The sequence below is a fragment of the Bizionia saleffrena genome (assembly GCF_008086175.1).
GTDB classification, from domain to species: Bacteria; Bacteroidota; Bacteroidia; order Flavobacteriales; family Flavobacteriaceae; genus Bizionia; species Bizionia saleffrena.
This window is the reverse complement of record NZ_VSKM01000013.1, coordinates 50484-70384: the sequence shown is the minus strand read 5'-3', so window position 1 is coordinate 70384 and position 19901 is coordinate 50484. Positions and strand designations below refer to the sequence as shown.

General features: G+C 35.0%; 21 protein-coding genes and 1 pseudogene. 11 read left to right on the top strand and 11 right to left on the bottom strand.

What is annotated here, in order from left to right:
* Nucleotides 1-33: 33 nt before the first annotated feature.
* From ES676_RS12065 to ES676_RS12015, 11 genes and pseudogenes are all read right to left on the bottom strand, one after another.
* Nucleotides 34-1836, bottom strand: coding sequence for an efflux RND transporter periplasmic adaptor subunit (locus ES676_RS12065; RefSeq protein WP_148370583.1), 1803 nt, complete (start codon nt 1834-1836; stop codon nt 34-36).
* An 11-nt stretch (nt 1837-1847) separates the two neighbouring features.
* Nucleotides 1848-2325 (bottom strand): annotated as a pseudogene (locus tag ES676_RS12060) (DUF305 domain-containing protein).
* Nucleotides 2326-2368: 43 nt separating this feature from the next.
* A complete protein-coding gene (locus ES676_RS12055) occupies nt 2369-2926 on the bottom strand; it encodes a potassium channel family protein (protein WP_148370582.1) in 558 nt (185 codons plus the stop codon).
* A 535-nt stretch (nt 2927-3461) separates the two neighbouring features.
* Nucleotides 3462-4022 (bottom strand): DUF3347 domain-containing protein, encoded by a 561-nt coding sequence (locus tag ES676_RS12050; RefSeq protein ID WP_148370581.1) that lies wholly within the window; start codon nt 4020-4022, stop codon nt 3462-3464.
* 22 nt (nt 4023-4044) lie between these two features.
* The gene (locus ES676_RS12045; RefSeq protein ID WP_148370580.1) at nt 4045-4497 is read right to left on the bottom strand and encodes a heme-binding domain-containing protein; all 453 of its coding nucleotides are present in this window, start codon (nt 4495-4497) and stop codon (nt 4045-4047) included.
* Entirely contained in the window at nt 4498-5130 is a 633-nt protein-coding gene (locus ES676_RS12040; protein ID WP_148370579.1) for a DUF3347 domain-containing protein, read from the bottom strand.
* Nucleotides 5131-5177: 47 nt separating this feature from the next.
* A complete protein-coding gene (locus tag ES676_RS12035; protein ID WP_148370578.1) occupies nt 5178-5564 on the bottom strand; it encodes a DUF302 domain-containing protein in 387 nt (128 codons plus the stop codon).
* Between the two features lie 18 nt (nt 5565-5582).
* Nucleotides 5583-7949 carry a multicopper oxidase domain-containing protein gene (locus tag ES676_RS12030; RefSeq protein ID WP_148370577.1) on the bottom strand — a complete coding sequence of 789 codons (2367 nt, stop codon included), beginning with the start codon at nt 7947-7949 and terminating at the stop codon, nt 5583-5585.
* Between the two features lie 69 nt (nt 7950-8018).
* Entirely contained in the window at nt 8019-9236 is a 1218-nt protein-coding gene (locus tag ES676_RS12025) for a TolC family protein (RefSeq protein ID WP_148370576.1), read from the bottom strand.
* A complete protein-coding gene (locus tag ES676_RS12020) occupies nt 9233-12970 on the bottom strand; it encodes an efflux RND transporter permease subunit (RefSeq protein ID WP_148370575.1) in 3738 nt (1245 codons plus the stop codon). Before ES676_RS12020 ends, ES676_RS12025 begins: the two co-directional genes overlap by 4 nt.
* 141 nt (nt 12971-13111) lie before the next feature.
* Nucleotides 13112-13528, bottom strand: coding sequence for an HYC_CC_PP family protein (locus ES676_RS12015; protein ID WP_148370574.1), 417 nt, complete (start codon nt 13526-13528; stop codon nt 13112-13114).
* Nucleotides 13529-13824: 296 nt separating this feature from the next.
* On the opposite strand from ES676_RS12015, the gene ES676_RS12010 reads away from it, so the two are divergent.
* The 11 genes from ES676_RS12010 (at nt 13825) to ES676_RS11955 (ending at nt 19895) form a co-directional block, all read left to right on the top strand.
* On the top strand, nt 13825-14247 hold the full coding sequence (locus ES676_RS12010) for an HYC_CC_PP family protein (protein ID WP_148370573.1): 423 nt from the start codon (nt 13825-13827) through the stop codon (nt 14245-14247).
* A gap of 173 nt (nt 14248-14420) precedes the next feature.
* Nucleotides 14421-15002, top strand: coding sequence for a helix-turn-helix domain-containing protein (locus ES676_RS12005; RefSeq protein ID WP_148370572.1), 582 nt, complete (start codon nt 14421-14423; stop codon nt 15000-15002).
* Nucleotides 15003-15071: 69 nt separating this feature from the next.
* Nucleotides 15072-15668 carry a WG repeat-containing protein gene (locus tag ES676_RS12000; RefSeq protein ID WP_148370571.1) on the top strand — a complete coding sequence of 199 codons (597 nt, stop codon included), beginning with the start codon at nt 15072-15074 and terminating at the stop codon, nt 15666-15668.
* A 160-nt stretch (nt 15669-15828) separates the two neighbouring features.
* Nucleotides 15829-16257 carry a DUF4175 domain-containing protein gene (locus tag ES676_RS11995; protein WP_148370570.1) on the top strand — a complete coding sequence of 143 codons (429 nt, stop codon included), beginning with the start codon at nt 15829-15831 and terminating at the stop codon, nt 16255-16257.
* Nucleotides 16258-16357: 100 nt separating this feature from the next.
* On the top strand, nt 16358-16528 hold the full coding sequence (locus ES676_RS11990; protein ID WP_148370569.1) for a membrane or secreted protein: 171 nt from the start codon (nt 16358-16360) through the stop codon (nt 16526-16528).
* A gap of 97 nt (nt 16529-16625) precedes the next feature.
* Nucleotides 16626-17126: a hypothetical protein gene (locus ES676_RS11985; protein WP_246130356.1), complete on the top strand. Its 501-nt coding sequence runs from the start codon at nt 16626-16628 to the stop codon at nt 17124-17126.
* Nucleotides 17127-17197: 71 nt separating this feature from the next.
* Entirely contained in the window at nt 17198-17389 is a 192-nt protein-coding gene (locus ES676_RS11980) for an SHOCT domain-containing protein (RefSeq protein WP_148370568.1), read from the top strand.
* 4 nt (nt 17390-17393) lie between these two features.
* Nucleotides 17394-17660, top strand: a complete 267-nt coding sequence (locus ES676_RS11975) for a hypothetical protein (protein WP_148370567.1) — start codon at nt 17394-17396, stop codon at nt 17658-17660.
* Nucleotides 17661-17861: 201 nt separating this feature from the next.
* Nucleotides 17862-18080: an SHOCT domain-containing protein gene (locus ES676_RS11965; protein WP_148370566.1), complete on the top strand. Its 219-nt coding sequence runs from the start codon at nt 17862-17864 to the stop codon at nt 18078-18080.
* A 25-nt stretch (nt 18081-18105) separates the two neighbouring features.
* Nucleotides 18106-18387, top strand: a complete 282-nt coding sequence (locus tag ES676_RS11960) for a DUF5676 family membrane protein (RefSeq protein ID WP_148370565.1) — start codon at nt 18106-18108, stop codon at nt 18385-18387.
* Nucleotides 18388-18560: 173 nt separating this feature from the next.
* Complete coding sequence (locus ES676_RS11955) at nt 18561-19895, top strand: NAD(P)/FAD-dependent oxidoreductase (protein ID WP_148370564.1); 1335 nt, start codon at nt 18561-18563, stop codon at nt 19893-19895.
* The last annotated feature ends 6 nt before the right edge of the window (nt 19896-19901 follow it).

Sequence of the window (19901 nt, the reverse complement as noted above, 5' to 3'; positions counted from 1 at the left end):
TATCCAGATTACTCTATTACTACATAATCAATTTTATTTCACAGTTGCTTTTACTTCCCCACAGGTTGCCATTGTTTCTCCATAATATGGGTTTCGCACCTCTTTTTCCAAACTTATCCAATAAGCTCCTTTATTGTTATCTGCCATTGGACAAAACTGGATATATACGTTTTTGTTGATCCCAAAGAGCTGTACACTACTTATCATATGGGCCGAAAGATGCTTAAAATGCCCTCTTTGTATTGCAATCTCTGAACTGTTTTCTACGGCACTTGCAGAGGTTTTTAATTCCTTCTGAATGGTCATCCAATGGTTATGTGCTTTTTCATCAGATAAAAGCTTCATATCCACTTTTTTCACGGATTGGCTTATTTGCTTTCCTGCCTGTTGTGCAGTTTTGGCATTATCATTTACCAATGCATCTTTTAAAAGGATATATTCATCAAAAACCTGCTTTAACTGATTCTGAAATTCCCCTGAAACGGCTATCCTTTCTTTCATTTCTGAATGATTGGTTTTATCCACATTTTCTACAGAACTATCCTCTTGCATCCCCAAGTGACCTTCGTGGCCAGTCATTGTTTTACCTCCTGTTGCATTCATCATACTTTTTTTTCCCTGTAATTGTGCTGCGGCATCTACGGTGAATGTTCCGTTAGTTACCACTTCATCTCCATTCTGCAGACCTTCAAGGATGGTATAGCTATCGCCATTGGAATTGCCCAGTAAAACTTCCCTCATCTCAAAAATAGCCTCGTTCGGATTTGTTTTGATGTATACTATAGAGCGTTCTCCCGTCCACATAACAGCGGTTGACGGCACGGAAGCAGTATTCTCGGTGCTTGTTTGAGAACCCTCAATTACGCCTTCCACAAACATTCCCGGTTTAAAGAGATCCTTCTTATTTTGTAAAACCGATCTCACAACCACCGTTCTTGTCGCAGAGTTTAATAAGGGGTCAATAAACGAGACTTTGGCATCAAATACTTCATTGCGATAAGCATTCGCGGTTACTTTAATAGTTTGCCCTTTTTTTAAGGAAGCGATTTGGTTTTCATAGGCATCAAATTCGGCCCATACTGTATTGAGATTGGCAATTTTGTATAGGGTCTGTCCTTGCTTTAAGTAATCCCCTTCTTCTACCATTTTTTGCGTTACCGTTCCTGAAACTGTTGCAAATACCGGAAAGTTTTCTTGCACTTTTCCAGCAGACTCAATCGCATTAATTTGCTTTTCTGAAAGCTTCCAAAGTTTCAGCTTGTTTCTTACTGCCTTGTAAAGTGCGGGTTGCGATTCTTTTAAGGATGAAGCGGTAAGAAGTTCCTGCTGTGCCGCAACCAATTCTGGCGAATAAATAGTCGCCAAACGTTGTCCTGCGCCAACACGTTCTCCTGTAGAATTAACGTGTAATTTTTCTATTCGTCCTCCAAAATACGTGACTTGTACAGCATTTGATTCTTCATTAGCTTTTATCTTTCCAGACAATTTTAAGGTATTGCCCCCCATTTGCCCTTGTCCTACAACCGAAGTTTGAATATTGGCCAGAGCCATTGCGTTATCAGTCATTTTTAGTTCATTGGCATTTAGACCGCTGGCACCAGTTTCAGCAAGAATTAAATCCATTCCACATATTGGGCAATCGCCTGGTTCTTTTTTCATAATCTGTGGATGCATTGAGCACGTCCACATTTGATTAGATGCAATTTCTTCTGAATGTTCGTGGTTGTCCTTGGTATTATTTGTTGCCTTATCCGCCGAATCTCCACCGAATAGTAAAAAGCCGGCTAATAAGCCAACAATCAGGGCAACACTAATGTAAATGATGTTTTTATTCATTTTGTTTTTATTTATTCGTTATTTTCCAATCGTTTTATCATTGCTTTCATTTCTGCAATTTCTCTTTCTTGTGCTTTAATTATATCTTCTGCTAATTTCTTAACTTTATGATCTTGTATATCAGCTCGCTTACTGGTCAAAATGGCGATAGAATGATGCGTAAGCATAGCCTTCATCCAAAGTACATCGCCAATAATTGGGGCTTGGGCTCTCATAAGACCTAGCGCACCAGCAAAAAGAATAATACCGAACAAAACAATTGCTATATTCTTCTTTCTGTTGTGGTACATATTGCGCATAACCACAAACATTATAATGGCCATCGTAGCGATACCCAAGCAGGTCATATAAAATCGTATAAGGCTACAACGTGATCTATTTCATAGATGTTTAGGTACATTGTAATGTACATTACTACGAAAGATACCGCTAGCATTCCTGCAAATTCTGTATAATTCTTTTCTTTGAATTTTGATGTGAATTTTCGATTTTATGTTGATTTTAGTGTTACTTATTTTTAGTTTTGACCATTTCAATTATTAACGTGAATTCTATTAATATTGGCTATACCAAATACCAACACTAAAAAGCTCAAGAAAACCTCCATCATTACCAAAAGTTTACCTGCGACAGTTAATGGTACTACATCTCCAAAGCCAACTGATGAAAAAGTAATTAAGCTAAAATATAGAAACTCAAAAAACTGCAATGAAAATGAACCGTTGCGTAATATTGTGGATTTAAAATTATCTGAACTTAAAATATATAGTGCGTGATAATCTGCTGAAAACGATAGGATAATCAGAATAATTAATACACTAAATAGAGTGAGAATGTGAGTAAGTAGATGACTTTCGCCTATTATTTCACTTAATTGTATAAAAGTGAGCCTGACAATAAAAACGGTTTTGACTAAAGCTAAACCAACAATTAAAAGAGATAGAAATACACCATCTAAATCCACACTAACCCAAAGCGTATAACTTAAAGATAATACAATTACCATACTTGCAGTAAGCAATACCTTTTTAAACAGTTGCTTGTAAAAGCCTTTGTTTTCAGAGTTTTCATTTTTATTTTCTTTAGCCATCTTAATTTACCCTTTTAACTAAATAATTGAAGGATCAATGCACCTCCAACTATTAAGGCTAGTATGATATATATAATATAATTGATCCATTTTTGTAAGCCTTTTTTCTTTCGCTCTGGTTCACTACCTGTTTTACAACATTCTTTCATTGTTATAAATTATTTTTCTTATTATTATTTACAAGATCTTATAAGTAATACTTAATAATGAGAGGTAAACTTTAATAAACCAACCAAAATGTTCACCCCTCAAAATCAAGTGCTTTTAACTAAACGTCTCTTTATTATAAATTCATAACTACCTAAAAAAAAAGGTGTATACTATGTTTTGAGGATATAACCTCTACCCTATTCAGGCTGCTATTAGCCAAATCAACTTTTATTTTTCAAATTTCATTGTGCCTGACACGGGAAGGATTTTAGGAACTATTAAACTTGTTTTCCTTCCCACGACAGGACTTTATAACTATTCAGATATACCTAATCCTATTATAAATCTCTAGAACTAATAAAACCAAATTTTTATAAGGGAATATCTACTGAATAGTTTTTTGTATTTTACCACATTTTAGCATTCTACTTCCGTAATATGGATTTCTTACTTCCTTTTTTGTACTCAACCAAGCTGCACCGTTGTCATACATTGGGCAAAACTGTTCGTAAAGCGTACTTTTTGTTCCCGTAATGGCAACCAAATCTGTTATATCCTTACTTAAGATTTTAAAATGTTCGCGTTGATGGTCTATTGCACTTTCATAAATATGTTCTGCATGTTCAGTAGCATCCTCGATGATATCTGCTAATTCTTTTTGATTTTCTTTTGAATAACTACTGGCATCAAAAGCTTTTAGAGAAGCTACCAATTTTGACCCTTCTTGGGCTGCTTTTTTAGTGTCATCTCCTACCAAAGCATCTTTCAAATTTAAGTAATTGCTTAAGATAGCTTCTGCTTTTGCGTCACTTTTCATAGTTATCATTTTACTATGGTCCATTTTCATATTTCCGTGATCTTGGTTCATTTTTTCTTTTTCCTGCGCATTGGTTAAGGAAACGGCTAACAATAGCATAGCTACTATACTCATTTTAATATTTTTCATTTTTATTATATTTAATTGTTATTTATAAACTGTCTTTTAATTGTGTGATAAAAGTGATCATATCTTCCTTTTCTGCTTTTGAAAACTTCGCATCTGTATGAATCAAAGTATAAGAGTCCAAAGGCATTTCCTTACCTTCAATCTGCTTAATAATAGACCTTAACTTACTTGCTTTTCTTCGGCTTGATAAGGAATCCCATTCATTGAAATTAAGTTCGTCTTTTCCTTCTTTAATATGGTCTTCCAAAAACCAAGCAGCGGGTTGAATTTTATTATACCAAGGGTATTGCGTGTTATTACTGTGACAATCATAGCAGGAAACCTGTAACTTTTTTTGAATAGTTTTTGGAACAGTATTGACTAGCATAAAATCTGTTTTTGGAACAGTATCACTTTGATTGCGTGTAGTGGGAATAAATTGAATTCCCACAAACGCTACCAGTAATATTATTGCTATGATTTTTAGAATTTTCATTTAGTTAATCTCTTTTTGCACCTTACCGCAATGCAACATTTTACTTCCGTAATAAGGGTTCTTTATATCTTTGCTCATACTTAACCAAGCACTACCGCCATCGTACATCGGACAAAATTGTTGGTAAACCGTGTTTTCAGTACCTGTAATTGCCACCATATCGGTTACATCTTTGCTCAATATTTTAAAATGTTCTCGCTGATGATCTATTTCATTTTTAGAAATATGTTCTGCGTGCTCTATAGCATCTTCAATTATATCCTTTAATTCGGTTTTTTGAGTATCCGAAAAATTTGATGAGATCTCAAGATTCTCTAAAGTAGTTGCCAGAGTTGCACCAAGTGTTTTAGCTTTTGCATTATCATCTGCAACCAAAGCATCTTTAAGATTGAAGTAATCATTTAATACTGCTTGTGAATTGCCATCTCCACTCATTGCCATTTCTTTCTTTTCGCCGTCGTGATGCCCATCACTATTATCGTGATTCATTTTTGAATGATCTACATCGTCACTCATTTCAGAATGGTTTCCATCTGCGTTATTTTGTTCCTTTTTGTTGTCTTTACAAGACACTACTGTTAGGGTTATAAATGCTATAGCAATTATGCCTAATGTTGATTTTAATTTGTTCATTTTATTTAATTTAAGTTTATGTTAATTATTAATTTCTGAAATGTGTTTTATAATTCTTCGATTACGTTTTCCAGCTTTGCAGTTATCTCCTTTGCAATCTCTTTCAACTTGTCATTTTCTACAACTTGCATCGATGCCATAGGGTTTATCGCAGCAACTTCAATAATTCCAGCTTCAATTTCTTGTACTATGAAATTGCAGGGCAACATCGTTCCAATTTTATCTTCTGCCTGCAAAGCTTTATGTGCATAAGTCGGATTACATGCTCCAAGTATCCTATACTTTTTAAAGTCTATATCCAGTTTTTTCTTAAGGGTTGCTGTTACATCAATTTCTGTGAGTATTCCAAAACCTTCTTCTTTCAATTCTTTTGTCACTTTCTCGATAACCTCTTCAAAAGCTCCATTAACTGTTTTATTAAAATAATAGTTCATCTTTTTATTTTTTCGTTTTTAAAATCTTGCCGATAGTCCTCCACCTGCACCAAAACGGTTATCATAGCTCCCTATAATTGATAAATTCCTAGACAAGAAATACTCTATTCCAGCACTCCAAACTACTTCTTTTTTAAAATTAATATCTTGTGGTAAGTCGTCCACCCACCCGAAGTCCGCTTGATACTCGTACACACCAAAAACAACAGTTCTCGGAAAAATAGTTATCGCACGACTCAAACTAATTTGTGGTCGTAATTTACTATCCATACGAACATCCAGATTAAACAGGAAGGGTGTTAAATACCGTACTCCAGCAATAGCGGTTGTACTAATTTCATCAAGACTATCTTCTCCTTCATTTTCGACATTTACACCACCAAAAACACGTAAATAATCGTGCAAATAGCGTTCGTATGTAAATTCCGCCTCAATGTTTTCATTCCACCCGTATTCTGCCGATAGCATAAACTGGTTTCTAATATTGGACGTCATTAAAGTCGCACCAGTCATATGTGAAGCAACATCAACCATTCCCCACGAATACCATTGATTTGTTTCGTGAATTAATTTTGAAATAGGAAATGCTTCCATTCTAGTATCTCTAGGCGTATCGTAACTTATTACTCTAGCCATACCACCCATCATATGATATAAAATATGACAATGGAAAAACCAGTCGCCATATTCATCTCCATAAAACTCAATAGTTACCTCCTGCATTGGCGGAACATTCACGGTATGTTTTAAAGGCGAGTATTCACCATTTTTATTAATAACCCTGAAAAAATGACCGTGTAAATGCATTGGATGGTGCATCATTGTCAGGTTATTCAATGTAATTCGGGTAACTTGATTTCCTTTTATCTTTATCTTATCGGTTTCGGCCAGCGGGACCCCATTCATACTCCATATATATCGGTTCATATTCCCTGTGAGATTCAATAAAATTTCATTTACAGGTGTATCTGGCGCATAGGTTGTTTTTTCAGGGGACTTCAAATAATCATAATTATATTCTGAAAACATATCCATTCCCTTCATAGTATTGGAATCCTTACCATTCATATCCATTGTTTTAGATTTTGAAGTTTCTTCCATTTTCATATCACTATTTTCCATTTTATTATGATCCATAGGTGTCATTGTAGAATCCATATTCATACCGTCAGACATCTTATCTTTTTTCATATTGGAATGATCCATTTTCGTATTACCATCCATTTCCATCCCTTTCATATCATCCATCTGCATTCCATATTCCTCTTTCATTTCAAAACGTTCGTCTTTACTCGGTTGAAATTTAAGAGCGTGCGCACCCATTTTCATTTTCATTTTCGCCATTTTCTGCATCATTTGGATTTTGTCAGGTTTCGGCACAATTTCCGCAGGAAGAATTTTACCATTACCAATGTATGCCAAGGCAGTACCAGAACCGTCTTGTGCCATTGATCTAAACTCAATTTTACCATCTTCGGGAACTGTTACTATAGAATCGTAGGTTTCTGCAATGGCGATAAAGGTTTTACTACGTTTTATAGGAACAATGTCCTTTCCGTCAGCAGAAACTAGTGTTGGCGCTTGACCACCAAAGGTCATCCAAAACTGTGATGACGCAGCACCGTTGATAATTCGTAACCGTATCTTTTCGGCTGGTTGAAATTCGGGATATTTGGCAACCTCTTTGCCATTGACTAAAAACGCAGGATAATAAATATCTGCTATATCCGCACCTTCCATTCGTTGGCGCCAGAAATCTAATTGTGCGCCAAAAGCACCCCTTGCTATTACTTGATTTAAAGGTGTAGATGTACCTTTTTTCATCTGGTACCACTCATTACCTCGCTTTAAATTGCGTAGAACATTCATTGGTTTTTCATTTGTCCAATCGGACAACATCAACACTAATTCTTTATCGTAATCCAAGTTTTCTTCTTTTGGATGGATGACAATTGAGCCAAAAACACCGCTTTGTTCCTGTAGCATTGTGTGCGAGTGATACCAATAGGTACCATTTTGGTTGATTGCAAACTCATATTTAAAAGTAGTTCCAGCCTTTATGGGTGGCGTAGTTAAATAAGGAACGCCATCGTAAAAATTCGGTAAAAGAATTCCGTGCCAATGCACCGAAGTTTCAACGTTCATTTCATTTTTTACATAAATGACCGCGTATTCGCCTTCAGTAAATTCGAGTGTTGGGCCAGGAATTGTTCCATTCACTGTCATACCCTTTACTTCCTTACCAGCTTTGTTAACCATTTCTTCTCGAAGGGTAATGGTATATTCCTTTACCGGTAAGTTATTAACGTTTCCCTCCACAGATTGTGCAAAGAGTGTCTGACAACTGGTTACGATAAGAATTATAATAAGATGTATAGTTTTCATTTTAAAAGTTTTATCAAGATTATAAATTTGTGTTATTCTTAAGTTTAATTCATTGAATGATGCTCTCAATTAATTCGTTAAATAATTAATAAGAGCGGTTTGAACATAATAAAGTTTTGTTGTTTCAATCTGTCCCATTTGAAACTTCAATTGTAATTCCTGAATGTCCAGCACATCATTAAAATCTATAGTTCCCGTTTCATAATTTTTAATAAGAATTTCTTCCGCATCTTCAGCCTGTTTTAGGTTTTTCTCTTGTGTATTGAATTTAATTCGCGACTGATTGCGTTGAGAAATTGCTTTTGATAATTCAGCTACTAGCACATTCAATCTCTCATCTTTCTGGGAGTGTAATTCCTGCTTACGCAGTTCATTTTGTTTTGAAATTGATTTATATCGATTATTGAAAATGGGAATGGTAATTGAAACCATTGGCATCACGATGTCTTTCCCATTGTCAATTAGACTCATATCCGTTCTTTCAGTAACGGGTATGTAATCCAATCCAAAACCGAGCATTGGAAAGGCCTCCCGTTGATTCAAAAGTTCCGATTGAGCGACTGATTCGTAAAGCTTATCATATTTGAGCAATTCTGGATTTAAAGACAAGGCTTCGTAACTATAAAAATTGTCCTTTACTGGAATTTCCAAATAAGAAACCACTAACGCATCTTTATCATAATCTCGGTTCATTAAACCGTTTATAGCAGCTTGTATACCCTTGTATTGCTGAATTAAGACGTCTTTCTCCTGTTGTAATTCATTTTGTCTAATCTGTAAACGCAACACATCTACCGCTGATGCCTTTCCTACTTCCAAAGATGTGAGTGCAAGGCGTTCATAGGTCTGCAAGAGTACTATATTTTCATCAAGTACTTCCTGCTTTGCACTAATTCCATAAAGCTGGTAATAGAATTGTGAAACAGTAAGCGCGAGCTTTCGTTTAGCAATGGTCACTTCCACAAATTGGGCTTCGGCCATTGACGAGGCATAATTTTCCCTTGCTGATATGGTTCCAAACCACGGCAACATTTGTTTTATAGAAAAACGCGCACGTTGCGCTCCTGTTCGGGTTTCAGGTTCACTTACAAAGTAGCCTGCACCGATTTCTGTATTCGGTAACCAATCAGCTTCATTTACTTTTTCTTCAGCTATATTGTAGCGTAGTTCAAAAGCTTGAATTTCTGGATTGTTCTTTTCAGCTTCCTGAATATAGGATGCTAAATCTTGTGCATTTACTTTCGCGAAAGCGAAAAAAACAAGTGCTATTAAAATTATATATCTCATTTTGTAGCTCTTTTTAATTGAAATTCTTGTTTCCAGCTAAATAGGACTGGTACAACAAATAGGGTTACAAGTGCTATTAACATCCCACCAAATGAAGGAATTGCCATTGGAATCATTATATCACTACCACGACCAGTTGATGTCAATACTGGAAGTAACGCAAGTATTGTTGTAGCCGTTGTCATTAGGCAAGGACGAATACGTTTTTCTCCTGCTTCCACTACAGAAGCTCTTATTTCCTGTTTTGTTTCTGGTGTATTTCTATCAAAGGTCTGGGTTAAGTAAGTTGCCATTACCACACCATCATCGGTAGCAATACCAAACAGAGCAATAAACCCAACCCAAACAGCAACACTTAAATTGATAGTGTGCATTTGAAACAGGTCTCGTAAATTTTCTCCAAAGAAGTTAAAATTTAAGAACCAATCCTGACCATAAAACCAAATCATTAAAAATCCACCTGCAAAGGCAACAGCGATTCCAGTAAAAACCATCAAGGATGTAGCTACCGAACGGAATTGGAAATAAAGAATAAGAAATATAATTCCTAATGCTAATGGCACTACCACGCCTAAAGTTTTCTCGGCTCGTAACTGATTTTCATAAGTACCTGTAAATCGATAGTTAATCCCTTTAGGGACTATAAGTTCTCCACTATCTATTTTTTCTTGAATTAGAGCTTGGGCATTTTCCACGACATCTACTTCGGCAAACCCATCAAGTTTATCAAAAAGAACGTACCCCATCAAGAACGTGTCTTCACTCTTTATCACCTGTGGTCCTTTTTCATAACGGATGGAAACGAGTTCGCTCAATGGTACCGGACTCCCTTTTTCAACAGGAACATAGATGTCCTTTAAATCATTTGGGTTTGCACGTAGTTCCCTTGGGTAGCGAACTCGAATACCATAACGCTCTCTACCTTCAACCGTTTGCGTAAGTACCATACCGCCAACAGCCACTTGTATAACTTGCTGTACTTGTTCTACGGTAATACCATATCGAACAAGTCGCTCTCTATCTATATCCAAAAGCAGATATGGTTTCCCGACAATACGGTCAGCAAATACAGCTTCTTTCTTAACACCATCTGCTTGTTTTAATATACCTTCCAATTGTACTCCAAACGATTCAATCTCTTTTAAATCCTGTCCTTTTACCTTTATTCCCATTGGTGCTCGCATACCGGTTTGCAACATCACCAAACGGGTTTCAATGGGCTGTAGTTTAGGTGCTGAAGTAACTCCTGGAAGCTTTGTAACCCTAACGATTTCTTTCCAAATATCATCTGGGGAGTCAATTTCTGGTCGCCAGTTTCTAAAGTATTCTCCATCATCATCTGGGATAAGCTGTGAACTAGTCACAGAAAAAGGATCTTTTAGTTTGGATACATCATAGTTTGCTTTAGCATCGACTTCACTATTTGGATTTACAACCAAGCGAGCATCCTTTAGAATAAACAGTCCGTCTTCATTCACTTTATAGCGCTGTCTTTCCCTTTTCTCGTTTAGGATGTATTCTGATTTGTATTGAATAATATTTTCATACATTGATAAAGGTGCTGGATCTAATGCCGATTCTGTACGACCGGATTTACCAACTACTGTTTCAATTTCCGGAAGGCTTGCTACTGCCATATCCAGTTGCTGTAAAACACGTTTATTCTCTTCAACTCCAGCGTGTGGCATTGAAGTGGGCATCAACAAAAAGGAACCTTCGTTAAGTGAGGGCATAAATTCCTTACCAGTATCTCGCATAATCAATACGCCAAATATTATAATTGCGGTGGGTACGGAAAGAAACAACAGCTTATTACGCAATGCCCAATTTAAAATTCGCACATAATATTTTCTAAAAAGGGTAAACACACCTAGAAGACCAAAACAGATAAGACCTACAAAAATTAAATTTATAAAGATGCTTCGATCTACTCCTAGTGGCCTCCAATATTCTGCCAATAAAAATATAATAGTAAAGGCAGAAACAAAGATGTTAATGGTATTGGCACGTTTTTCAGTAATCTTTTCTTTTAACGAAAGGATACCCACTACACCAAATGCCACTAATATTAATCCTAGTGGATATCCAAAAATAATTGATACAGTACCAAGAATAATCATCGCTCCATTCAGCATATAACTAAAGGAAGTCTTTATGTTACGCTTTTTAAATAAATAGGCTGCAAACGGTGGAATTAAGAATAAGGCCACAACTAGAGAAGCTGCTAATGCTGAAGTTTTTGTAAATGCCAATGGTCTAAATAATTTACCTTCAGCACCAATCATTGTGAATACAGGAATAAAACTAATGATAGTGGTCATTACCGCAGTCAATATAGCACCAGATACCTCGGCGGTCGCTTTATAAACGACGGTGTCCATTGGCAGGTTCTCGTCATTTTCATCTATATGCCGCAGCACATTTTCTGTAAGAATAACACCCACATCCACCATGGTTCCAATAGCAATCGCGATACCCGATAATGCGACGATATTGGCATCTACGTTAAATAGCTTCATTGAAATGAATACCATTAAGACTGCTACTGGCAAGAGACCGGATATTAAAATGGAAGCTCTTAAATTAAATACCATTATAACGATTACGAAAATGGTAATTAAAATTTCTAATGTAAGAGCCTCGTCCAGCGTACCCAAAGTTTCTTGAATGAGTTCCGACCTGTCATAAAACGGAACTACAGTAAGCTGCGATGTTCTACCATCACTCAATAATTTGGAAGGCAAACCTGAACTCAATTCACTTATTTTTTCCTTGACGTTGCTAATAACCTCCATCGGGTTTGCACCATAACGTGCCACCACAACACCTCCTACTACTTCTGCCCCTTCTTTATCTAAGAGCCCCCTTCTTGTAGCGGGTCCGTGGGAAACTTCAGCAATGTCCTTTAAACGTATTGAGGTAAAGTTTTCTGATGTGACTACAGCATTTTCCAAATCAGCAATGGATTTAATATATCCCAATCCACGTACAAGATATTCTGCTTGATTTATTTCTAGGGTTTGCGCTCCAACATCTTTATTACTTTGTTTTACTGCTTTTACTACGTCGTTTAAACCAATCTTGTATTGTTTCATCAACTCTGGGTTGACATCTACTTGGTATTCCAAAACATAACCACCAATAGAAGCTACTTCAGAAACTCCGCTTGCCGAAGACAGTGCATATTTCACATAGAAATCTTGAATGCTTCGCAATTCTTGTAAATCCCATCCACCAGTTACGTTACCATTTTCATCACGACCTTCAAGTGTGTACCAATAGATTTGTCCTAGACCAGTCGCATCTGGACCCAGAGCAGGGTTAACACCATCAGGAAGCAATCCTGCTGGTAAAGAATTCAGTTTTTCCAGAATACGGCTTCGGCTCCAGTAAAATTCAATATCTTCTTCAAAAATGATATAAATACTAGAAAAGCCAAACATAGAAGAACTTCGTATGGTTTTAACCCCAGGAATACCTAGAAGTGAAGTGGTTAAAGGATAGGTGATTTGATCCTCGATATCTTGCGGGGAACGACCATCCCATTTGGTAAATACAATTTGTTGGTTTTCTCCAATATCAGGAATGGCATCTACAGCCACAGGGTTTCGGGGAAACGAGCCAGTGTTCCATTCAAAAGGAGCATTTACGACTCCCCAGGCTACGAATAAAACTAGTAGTAAAACTGCTACTAATTTATTTTCTATTAAAAATTTGATGCTTTTATTTAGCATTGGTATTGATTTTTAAACAGTTATACTTGGTGCAACATTCTGATCAGCTCAGAAAATTAAACACAACAAAATGAGCCCAAAATGAAAATGGTTGTAGCCATAGGGCAAATCTTCCCGAAATTTATCGGAAACTGTTTAAAATCAAATTAAATACGTCTCGTGTAGCTTTTGTATATCCCGTATGAGAAAGGGAACTGCATAATCTCTAAAAGAAACGATGTTCGTATCTAGAGTGTCAAAGAGATTAATATAAGAATGGAAAAAACTTGCAACAAAGACTTGTTGCTCAAGATTTAAGGTGTCAAAAGATATTTTTAAGTCATCCTGACCTTCAACAACTACTTGCTTATCTGAACAGCAAGAATCATCCTGAACTTCACTTTTACAATCATTCTTGGATTGTTGTTTCTCCATACCGCAGGTCTCAACGTGTCCAAATAAGGAAGAATCCACTAAAATATCACCACAATAATGACTATCAACGGTAAATGACAACGTTGATAGTAACACTATAAGTGCTAAGCAAAATGCTGATATTTTATGTAAAAATAAATTCATTAGATTACAAATATAAAAAAAATAGATACTAAATTCATAAATTTAACTTTTTTTAAAAAATTTAGTAAAAATCACACTATTAAATCCCTTCCTTAATTATTTATTATTTCCATAAGTGCAAAGAAACGTTTTTTATATTTAATATTGTATGACAGATATCATCCTTTTTTTATATTTAAAATAATATCTTAGCTCTTATTAAATTTATTTAATAAATACAAATACCTAATATACAAGTGTTTAAATAATGCTTCGAAAATTAAAATATTAAGCAACAAAAAGCTTACCTTTAAAATGTGATATATATATTAACTAAAATATTATCTTTCTTTTTAGCAGTTTTGATACTGTTTTCTACCTCTTCCTTTACGGTAGATATGCATTATTGTTGCAATAAATTGGTAGATATGTCCATTATAGGCAAAGCAAAAGTCTGCCAAGACAAAGATCAAAAAAAAGACATACCTAACAATCAATGCACTACCTTTAAGGAGAAAGATTGTTGTAGCAACCAAACCATTGTCAAAGAAGGGGATGATACTTTCAAAAAATCCAATATCAAAGTAGAAAACGAGACGCTCGTTTTCATCAATACTTTATTTTACAACTATATCAGTCTTTTTAAGGGACAAGAGAAAAACGCAATTTCTTTTCAAGCCTATAGACCGCCCCTCCTATTTACAGATATTATTATTCTCAACGAGACCTTTTTAATTTGAATTTCTACATCGCAGATTAAAATTAATCTGCCCCATAACTATAGCCAAACTATCATTTCTGGCTCACATTTGTCGTACCCTTTTTAAAAATTGAGTAGGCTCTATTCTACCCTGTCGTACTATAACCTTACAAACTATTGAGCGTAATTCCCAATGGCAACATATCACTTATTATGAAAGAACCAAAAGAATTTTGGATTAAGAATATGGTCTGTAATCGCTGCTTAAAAGTAATTAAGCAAGAATTACAGGAACTTGATGTAACAGTACTTTCATTGGAACTTGGAAGGTTGTTAGTAGAAGCATCAAATAAAACGAACAATGAAATTATCGAAGCCGTTACAGCAGTACTTCACGCCAATGATTTTGAAATCGTCGAGAGCGAAGATGAATTGCTCACAGAAAGAATCAAGATTATTTTAATCGAACAATTGCAGGAGCTGCCATTGCATATTAAAATAAAAATATCTGAGTTACTGGCATCAAGCCTTCATCGTGATTACAAAATATTGAGCAAATTATTTTCTACCAATGAAAAAACGACCATTGAAAAGTACTTTATCAAATTAAAGATAGAGAAAGTCAGAGAACTCATTCAATTAAAGCAATATTCCTTTTCAGATATAGGCTATTTGCTAGACTACAGCAGTATCAATCATTTATCTAGACAGTTTAAAGAAGTCGTGGGAATGAGTATGAACGATTATAAAAATACAGAAAATTGGAAACAGAATTTCTATGATGAAATTATATAAATAACAACGAAAGTTATGCAGATGGAAGCTTCAGGCAATCATTAATTTTAACAATTAAATCATTCCAAAATGAAATATTTGATAATAATAATAATAATATTAATTCCCTTTTTAGGAATTTCAAAAACTTTAGAAAATCTAGAGTATATCCCGCTTTTTAACAATGACGTAGCTGCCATTAAAAAGGGTAATGAATGGCGTTTTATTGATCAAGATGGAAAAATAATCGTTGATTTTCGAAAGCATTTAGTGTCAAACCAAACAGAAAAGGCATCCTATCCCATATTTAGTAACGAAAGAGACCTAATTGCCCATCAAAAAGATGGTGCACTCAATTACGTCTATATTGATAAAACTGGAAAAGCAGTCATAAAACCACAATTCTTGAACGCTGTCAACTTTGAATATGGCAAAGCATTGCTGTTAAAAGTTGAAAAAGAAACCATTGGCTCCAATGACATTTTTAACAAGGACGTGGTTAGCTATCATTATTTTGAAGTGGTTATAGATAAAGTAGGAAAAACCCTTGACCATTTAACCCAGTTGGCCATTCACGTCTCACCTAAATATAAAAATCCACCTGCCATTTCATCAAGGTTTATCTCTCGCAATTTGGTTGCGTTAAAAGGAAGCGACAATAAATGTAGTGTTAAAAAAATTGATTGATAATGAAATGTACTGAAAAGAAAATCACAAAAATGGAAACCTTTTAAAAACCTAACACTTAATAGCTGACAACCAATTCCTTCAGTTATGATTAATGGATTGCTAGGAATGGATTTATTAAAATTAAAATAAATGTTTAACTAAATAAAAATAGAAAATTATGAAAACACTACTAATTATTTTATCCGCAATTGGGCTTCTAAGCTTTAACAGTTGCAAACAAAAAATAAATCCTCAATCATTAATGGAAAGTCCTGAAACCCGCACAGAGGTTTTTAATACCATTACCCAGGATGATGATTATATGAACGAATTTATGGAGAATATGCAAGGAAATAATCAGGCTATGCAAATGATGCAAGGAAATAAAGGCATGATGAATATGATGATGAAGGGTGAGGGCTTCAATATGATGAAAGACAGCACTATGACAATGAATATGATACATTCAATGATGAAAGACGGAAAAATGATGAATCATATGATGTTAATAATGCAAAATGAAGGTATGATGAGTGAAGCTTGTATGCAATCCAGTATGAAGATGATGGGCGATAAGGGAAAAAATACGGGAGACATGTACAATTAACATAGTATTAAAATCAAGAAATTATGATGTATGCATAGATTATACCATTTGTCCTTCTGGCAATTTGGTGGTATAACAACAAGAAAAAAATAGACAAACTATGAAACTAATATTAATCACTGTTATCCTTTTAGGATTGGGAATTGCAGGAATAGCCATAAAAATTTGGATTAGAAAAGATGGCAAGTTTGCAGGAACGTGTGCAAGTCAAAATCCTAAGCTCAATAAAAATGGAGAGCCATGTGGATTTTGTGGGAGAACTCCCCAATAGGTTATAGATTGTAATGAACCTCAAAATTCCTAATCGTCAATTTCCGAGTATAAAAAATCAGTTTAATCGAATATTTAATAATCTAAAAATGAAAAAAATGAAAAAAACAGTAAAAATTTTAATGACAATTGGAATAGTGGCAACACTGTTCAGTTGCAAATCATCCTTCAATGCTACCGAGACAATGCAGGTAGTAGAAAATAGAAATGCTATTTATCAAGAAATCATTTCAAACCCTAATCAGTTTACCAATTTCATCAGTGAGGCACAAAAAAGTAAAGAGGCCAAGAAAATGTTGATGAAGGCCCATATGGAACAGATGGAATCTGGGAATATGAAAATGATGATGGAAAAAAACCCTGAAATGAAAGAAAAGATGCAATCCCATATGCAGATGATGATGGATAAAAACCCAGAAATGATGCAAAAGATGCAATCCAAAATGCTCGCTAAAATGATGGAGAGTGAAAAGGGTCGTAAAATGGTAATGGATGAAATCCATAACAACGAAATGATGGAAGAAATGATGCAGAAAATGATGGGAAAAAATCCTGAAATGGTAAAGAAAATGGCAGGAAAAATGAAACATGAAGAATAATAAATTCTACCCCTAAAGATTAGGATAATTTAAAATAGAAATAATTAGTTAACTATTAAAACTATATAATTATGATGATGTGGTGGTGGATATTGATACCGGTTGTGCTTGTATTAGGCCTATTTCTTTACAATGGAAGAAATAGACAAAATACTGTGAAGAGAGAAAATCCTATGGGTATTCTGGACAACCGATTCGCCAAGGGCGAAATATCCAAAGAAGAATATGAAGAACAAAAACGAATGTTGAATACTAAAAATTAAAACAATGAAAAATAATCAATGGATATGGATGGTCATCGGTTATGGGCTACCACTACTGTTCATCTTTTTAGCACCATCATTGGGTTTTGGAGACGGTTCATCTCTCTTCATTTTTATCATTTTCATATTTGCCATTCATCTGTTTATGCTCCACGGTTCACACGGAAACAGTGGTCATAATCATTCGCAGCATAAAGAAACGGATAGTAAAAAAAGCAAAGAGATAGCTAGCATAGGTTCTAAAGAAGAACACAAAGGTCATCATCATTAAAAAACAAAAAAAATGAAACAAAAATTTCAAATTAACGGAATCAGTTGTGGTGGTTGTGTCGTAAAGGTCAAGAAGACTTTAGAGGCACACCTCAACATATAAAAAGCAGCGATTTTTATGGCCCAATTACAAAAGCATCTCGATGAGCTCAATGAATATAAAATCACAGAAATAAATTAATAACAACTAAAAACTAAAACTATGCATTTTTACGACGGACATTTTGGAGGTATGCACCTAATATGGTGGATTATTTGGATCATTTTAATCGCTTGGATATTCTTTATCCCAGCAGAGATTCCATATCAAAAATCAAAGAAAGAAAGCCCTTTGGATATTTTGAAAAAGCGTTTTGCCATTGGCGAAATATCTAAAGAAGAATTTGAAGAGTCTAAAAATATTTTGACCTCAGAGAACTAACTCAAAACTAAAAAATCATGTATCGATTAAATATAAAAAACTTGGCTTTGCTTTTGGTCTTACAGGTGCCTTAATTTATTTAGGCTGTATAATCGTAATGGCAACAGCAGGACGAGAAGAAACAATCACTTTTTTCAACAACCTTTTACACGGTTTGGATACTACCAATATTATCAGGATGGACGTTCCTTTATTGGAAGTGTTTTTTGGAATCGTTCAAACTTTCATTTTGGGTTGGTTAATTGGTGCTTGCGTTGCAGCTTTTTACAACGCTCAAATAAAAGTTAAAAATAGGAATATCCTTTAGGAGTTATGCAGCGGATGGTTTATATGATCATTGATTATTCTTACACTATTGGTAATAACTCGATTTATCAAAAAAAGTTATAGAAAATAAATTCTAATAGCGAACTTGATTACAGTATACTAAATAAAGATAATTAATATGTAAAACCAAAATCCTTATAAATACTTTAAAAAATGAAAATTAATCAAACAATAAATACTAACAGTGAAACTATCTGTCTTCCAGACACTAAATTTCCACGTATTGTTATCATTGGTGGAGGCTTTGCAGGTTTGGCCTTGGTAAAAAAACTAAAACACAAAGAACTTCAGGTAGTCCTGTTCGATAAGAATAACTTCCATCAATTTCAGCCTTTATTTTATCAAGTGGCAACGAGTGCTTTGGAACCTGACAGTATTGTATTTCCATTCAGAAAACAAATTAATGGATATAAAAATGTGTTGTTTCGTTTGGCCGAAGTCGAGGAAATTCAGCCTTCTTCAAATACCCTAATAACTTCTAAAGGAAAAATTCATTACGATTACCTCGTGCTGGCAACGGGCACGACCACTAATTTTTTTGGTATGGATAGCGTAGCCGAAAACAGTTTAGGGATGAAGGATATTCGCGACTCCCTAAACATACGTCATATGATGCTGCAAAATCTGGAAGAGGCTGCAATAACTTGCGATGAAGAAGAAAGGGATTCCCTAACCAATTTTGTTATTGTTGGCGGTGGTCCTGCTGGCGTAGAAATGGCTGGAGCTTTGGCAGAATTCTGTAAATACATTCTACCGAAGGATTATCCAGAGTACCCTTCTTCAATAATGAAAATTTATCTCGTTGAAGCAAATAATATGTTGCTATCAACTATGTCAGATAAAGCTTCTACTAAAACCTTGAAGTATTTGAAGGACTTAAATGTAAAAGTACTATTCAATGAATCGGTTAGTGATTATGACGGCTCACAGGTTACCACAAAAAGCGGAAAGACCATTTTAGCCAAAAACCTAATCTGGACAGCAGGTGTTAAGGGGCTATTCCCTAAAGGTATAGATGAAAAAAACATAGTCAAAGGAAACCGTATCAAGACCGATGACAATTTAAAAGTAGAAGGCTACGAAAACATATTTGCCATAGGCGATATAGCGGCCATAATTACAGAAGAGACACCAAAAGGACATCCACAAGTGGCGCAAACAGCTATTCAACAAGGGAAATATCTTGGCGACACAATATTGAAACTTATTAATGATGAGCCCATAAAACCTTTCGAATATAGAGATAAAGGTTCACTGGCAACAGTAGGTAAACGTAAAGCAGTAGCTGATTTAGGCAAATTCAAGTTTGCAGGCTATTTCGCTTGGTTACTTTGGTCTATTATACACTTGCTATCCATAAGCGGATTTAGAAATAGATTGATGGTTGGTTTTAATTGGGCGGTAAGCTATTTCACTTATGAAAAGAGCAACCGCTTGATTATTAGAGATTTTAAACCAAAATCATCAATCAATCACACGAATAAATAATTTCGA

Excerpts from the sequence above, each read along its gene's own strand:
- ES676_RS12015 (WP_148370574.1), bottom strand. The coding sequence starts at position 13,528 with ATGAATTTATTTTTACATAAAATATCAGCATTTTGCTTAGCACTTATA.
- ES676_RS12045 (WP_148370580.1), bottom strand. The coding sequence starts at position 4,497 with ATGAAAATTCTAAAAATCATAGCAATAATATTACTGGTAGCGTTTGTG.
- ES676_RS11995 (WP_148370570.1), top strand. The coding sequence starts at position 15,829 with ATGAAAACACTACTAATTATTTTATCCGCAATTGGGCTTCTAAGCTTT.
- ES676_RS12050 (WP_148370581.1), bottom strand. The coding sequence starts at position 4,022 with ATGAAAAATATTAAAATGAGTATAGTAGCTATGCTATTGTTAGCCGTT.
- ES676_RS12065 (WP_148370583.1), bottom strand. The coding sequence starts at position 1,836 with ATGAATAAAAACATCATTTACATTAGTGTTGCCCTGATTGTTGGCTTA.
- ES676_RS11965 (WP_148370566.1), top strand. The coding sequence starts at position 17,862 with ATGCATTTTTACGACGGACATTTTGGAGGTATGCACCTAATATGGTGG.
- ES676_RS12005 (WP_148370572.1), top strand. The coding sequence starts at position 14,421 with ATGAAAGAACCAAAAGAATTTTGGATTAAGAATATGGTCTGTAATCGC.
- ES676_RS11955 (WP_148370564.1), top strand. The coding sequence starts at position 18,561 with ATGAAAATTAATCAAACAATAAATACTAACAGTGAAACTATCTGTCTT.
- ES676_RS11975 (WP_148370567.1), top strand. The coding sequence starts at position 17,394 with ATGAAAAATAATCAATGGATATGGATGGTCATCGGTTATGGGCTACCA.
- ES676_RS12035 (WP_148370578.1), bottom strand. The coding sequence starts at position 5,564 with ATGAACTATTATTTTAATAAAACAGTTAATGGAGCTTTTGAAGAGGTT.
- ES676_RS11980 (WP_148370568.1), top strand. The coding sequence starts at position 17,198 with ATGATGATGTGGTGGTGGATATTGATACCGGTTGTGCTTGTATTAGGC.
- ES676_RS11985 (WP_246130356.1), top strand. The coding sequence starts at position 16,626 with ATGAAAAAAACAGTAAAAATTTTAATGACAATTGGAATAGTGGCAACA.
- ES676_RS12020 (WP_148370575.1), bottom strand. The coding sequence starts at position 12,970 with ATGCTAAATAAAAGCATCAAATTTTTAATAGAAAATAAATTAGTAGCA.
- ES676_RS12040 (WP_148370579.1), bottom strand. The coding sequence starts at position 5,130 with ATGAACAAATTAAAATCAACATTAGGCATAATTGCTATAGCATTTATA.
- ES676_RS12055 (WP_148370582.1), bottom strand. The coding sequence starts at position 2,926 with ATGGCTAAAGAAAATAAAAATGAAAACTCTGAAAACAAAGGCTTTTAC.
- ES676_RS12025 (WP_148370576.1), bottom strand. The coding sequence starts at position 9,236 with ATGAGATATATAATTTTAATAGCACTTGTTTTTTTCGCTTTCGCGAAA.
- ES676_RS12000 (WP_148370571.1), top strand. The coding sequence starts at position 15,072 with ATGAAATATTTGATAATAATAATAATAATATTAATTCCCTTTTTAGGA.
- ES676_RS11990 (WP_148370569.1), top strand. The coding sequence starts at position 16,358 with ATGAAACTAATATTAATCACTGTTATCCTTTTAGGATTGGGAATTGCA.
- ES676_RS12030 (WP_148370577.1), bottom strand. The coding sequence starts at position 7,949 with ATGAAAACTATACATCTTATTATAATTCTTATCGTAACCAGTTGTCAG.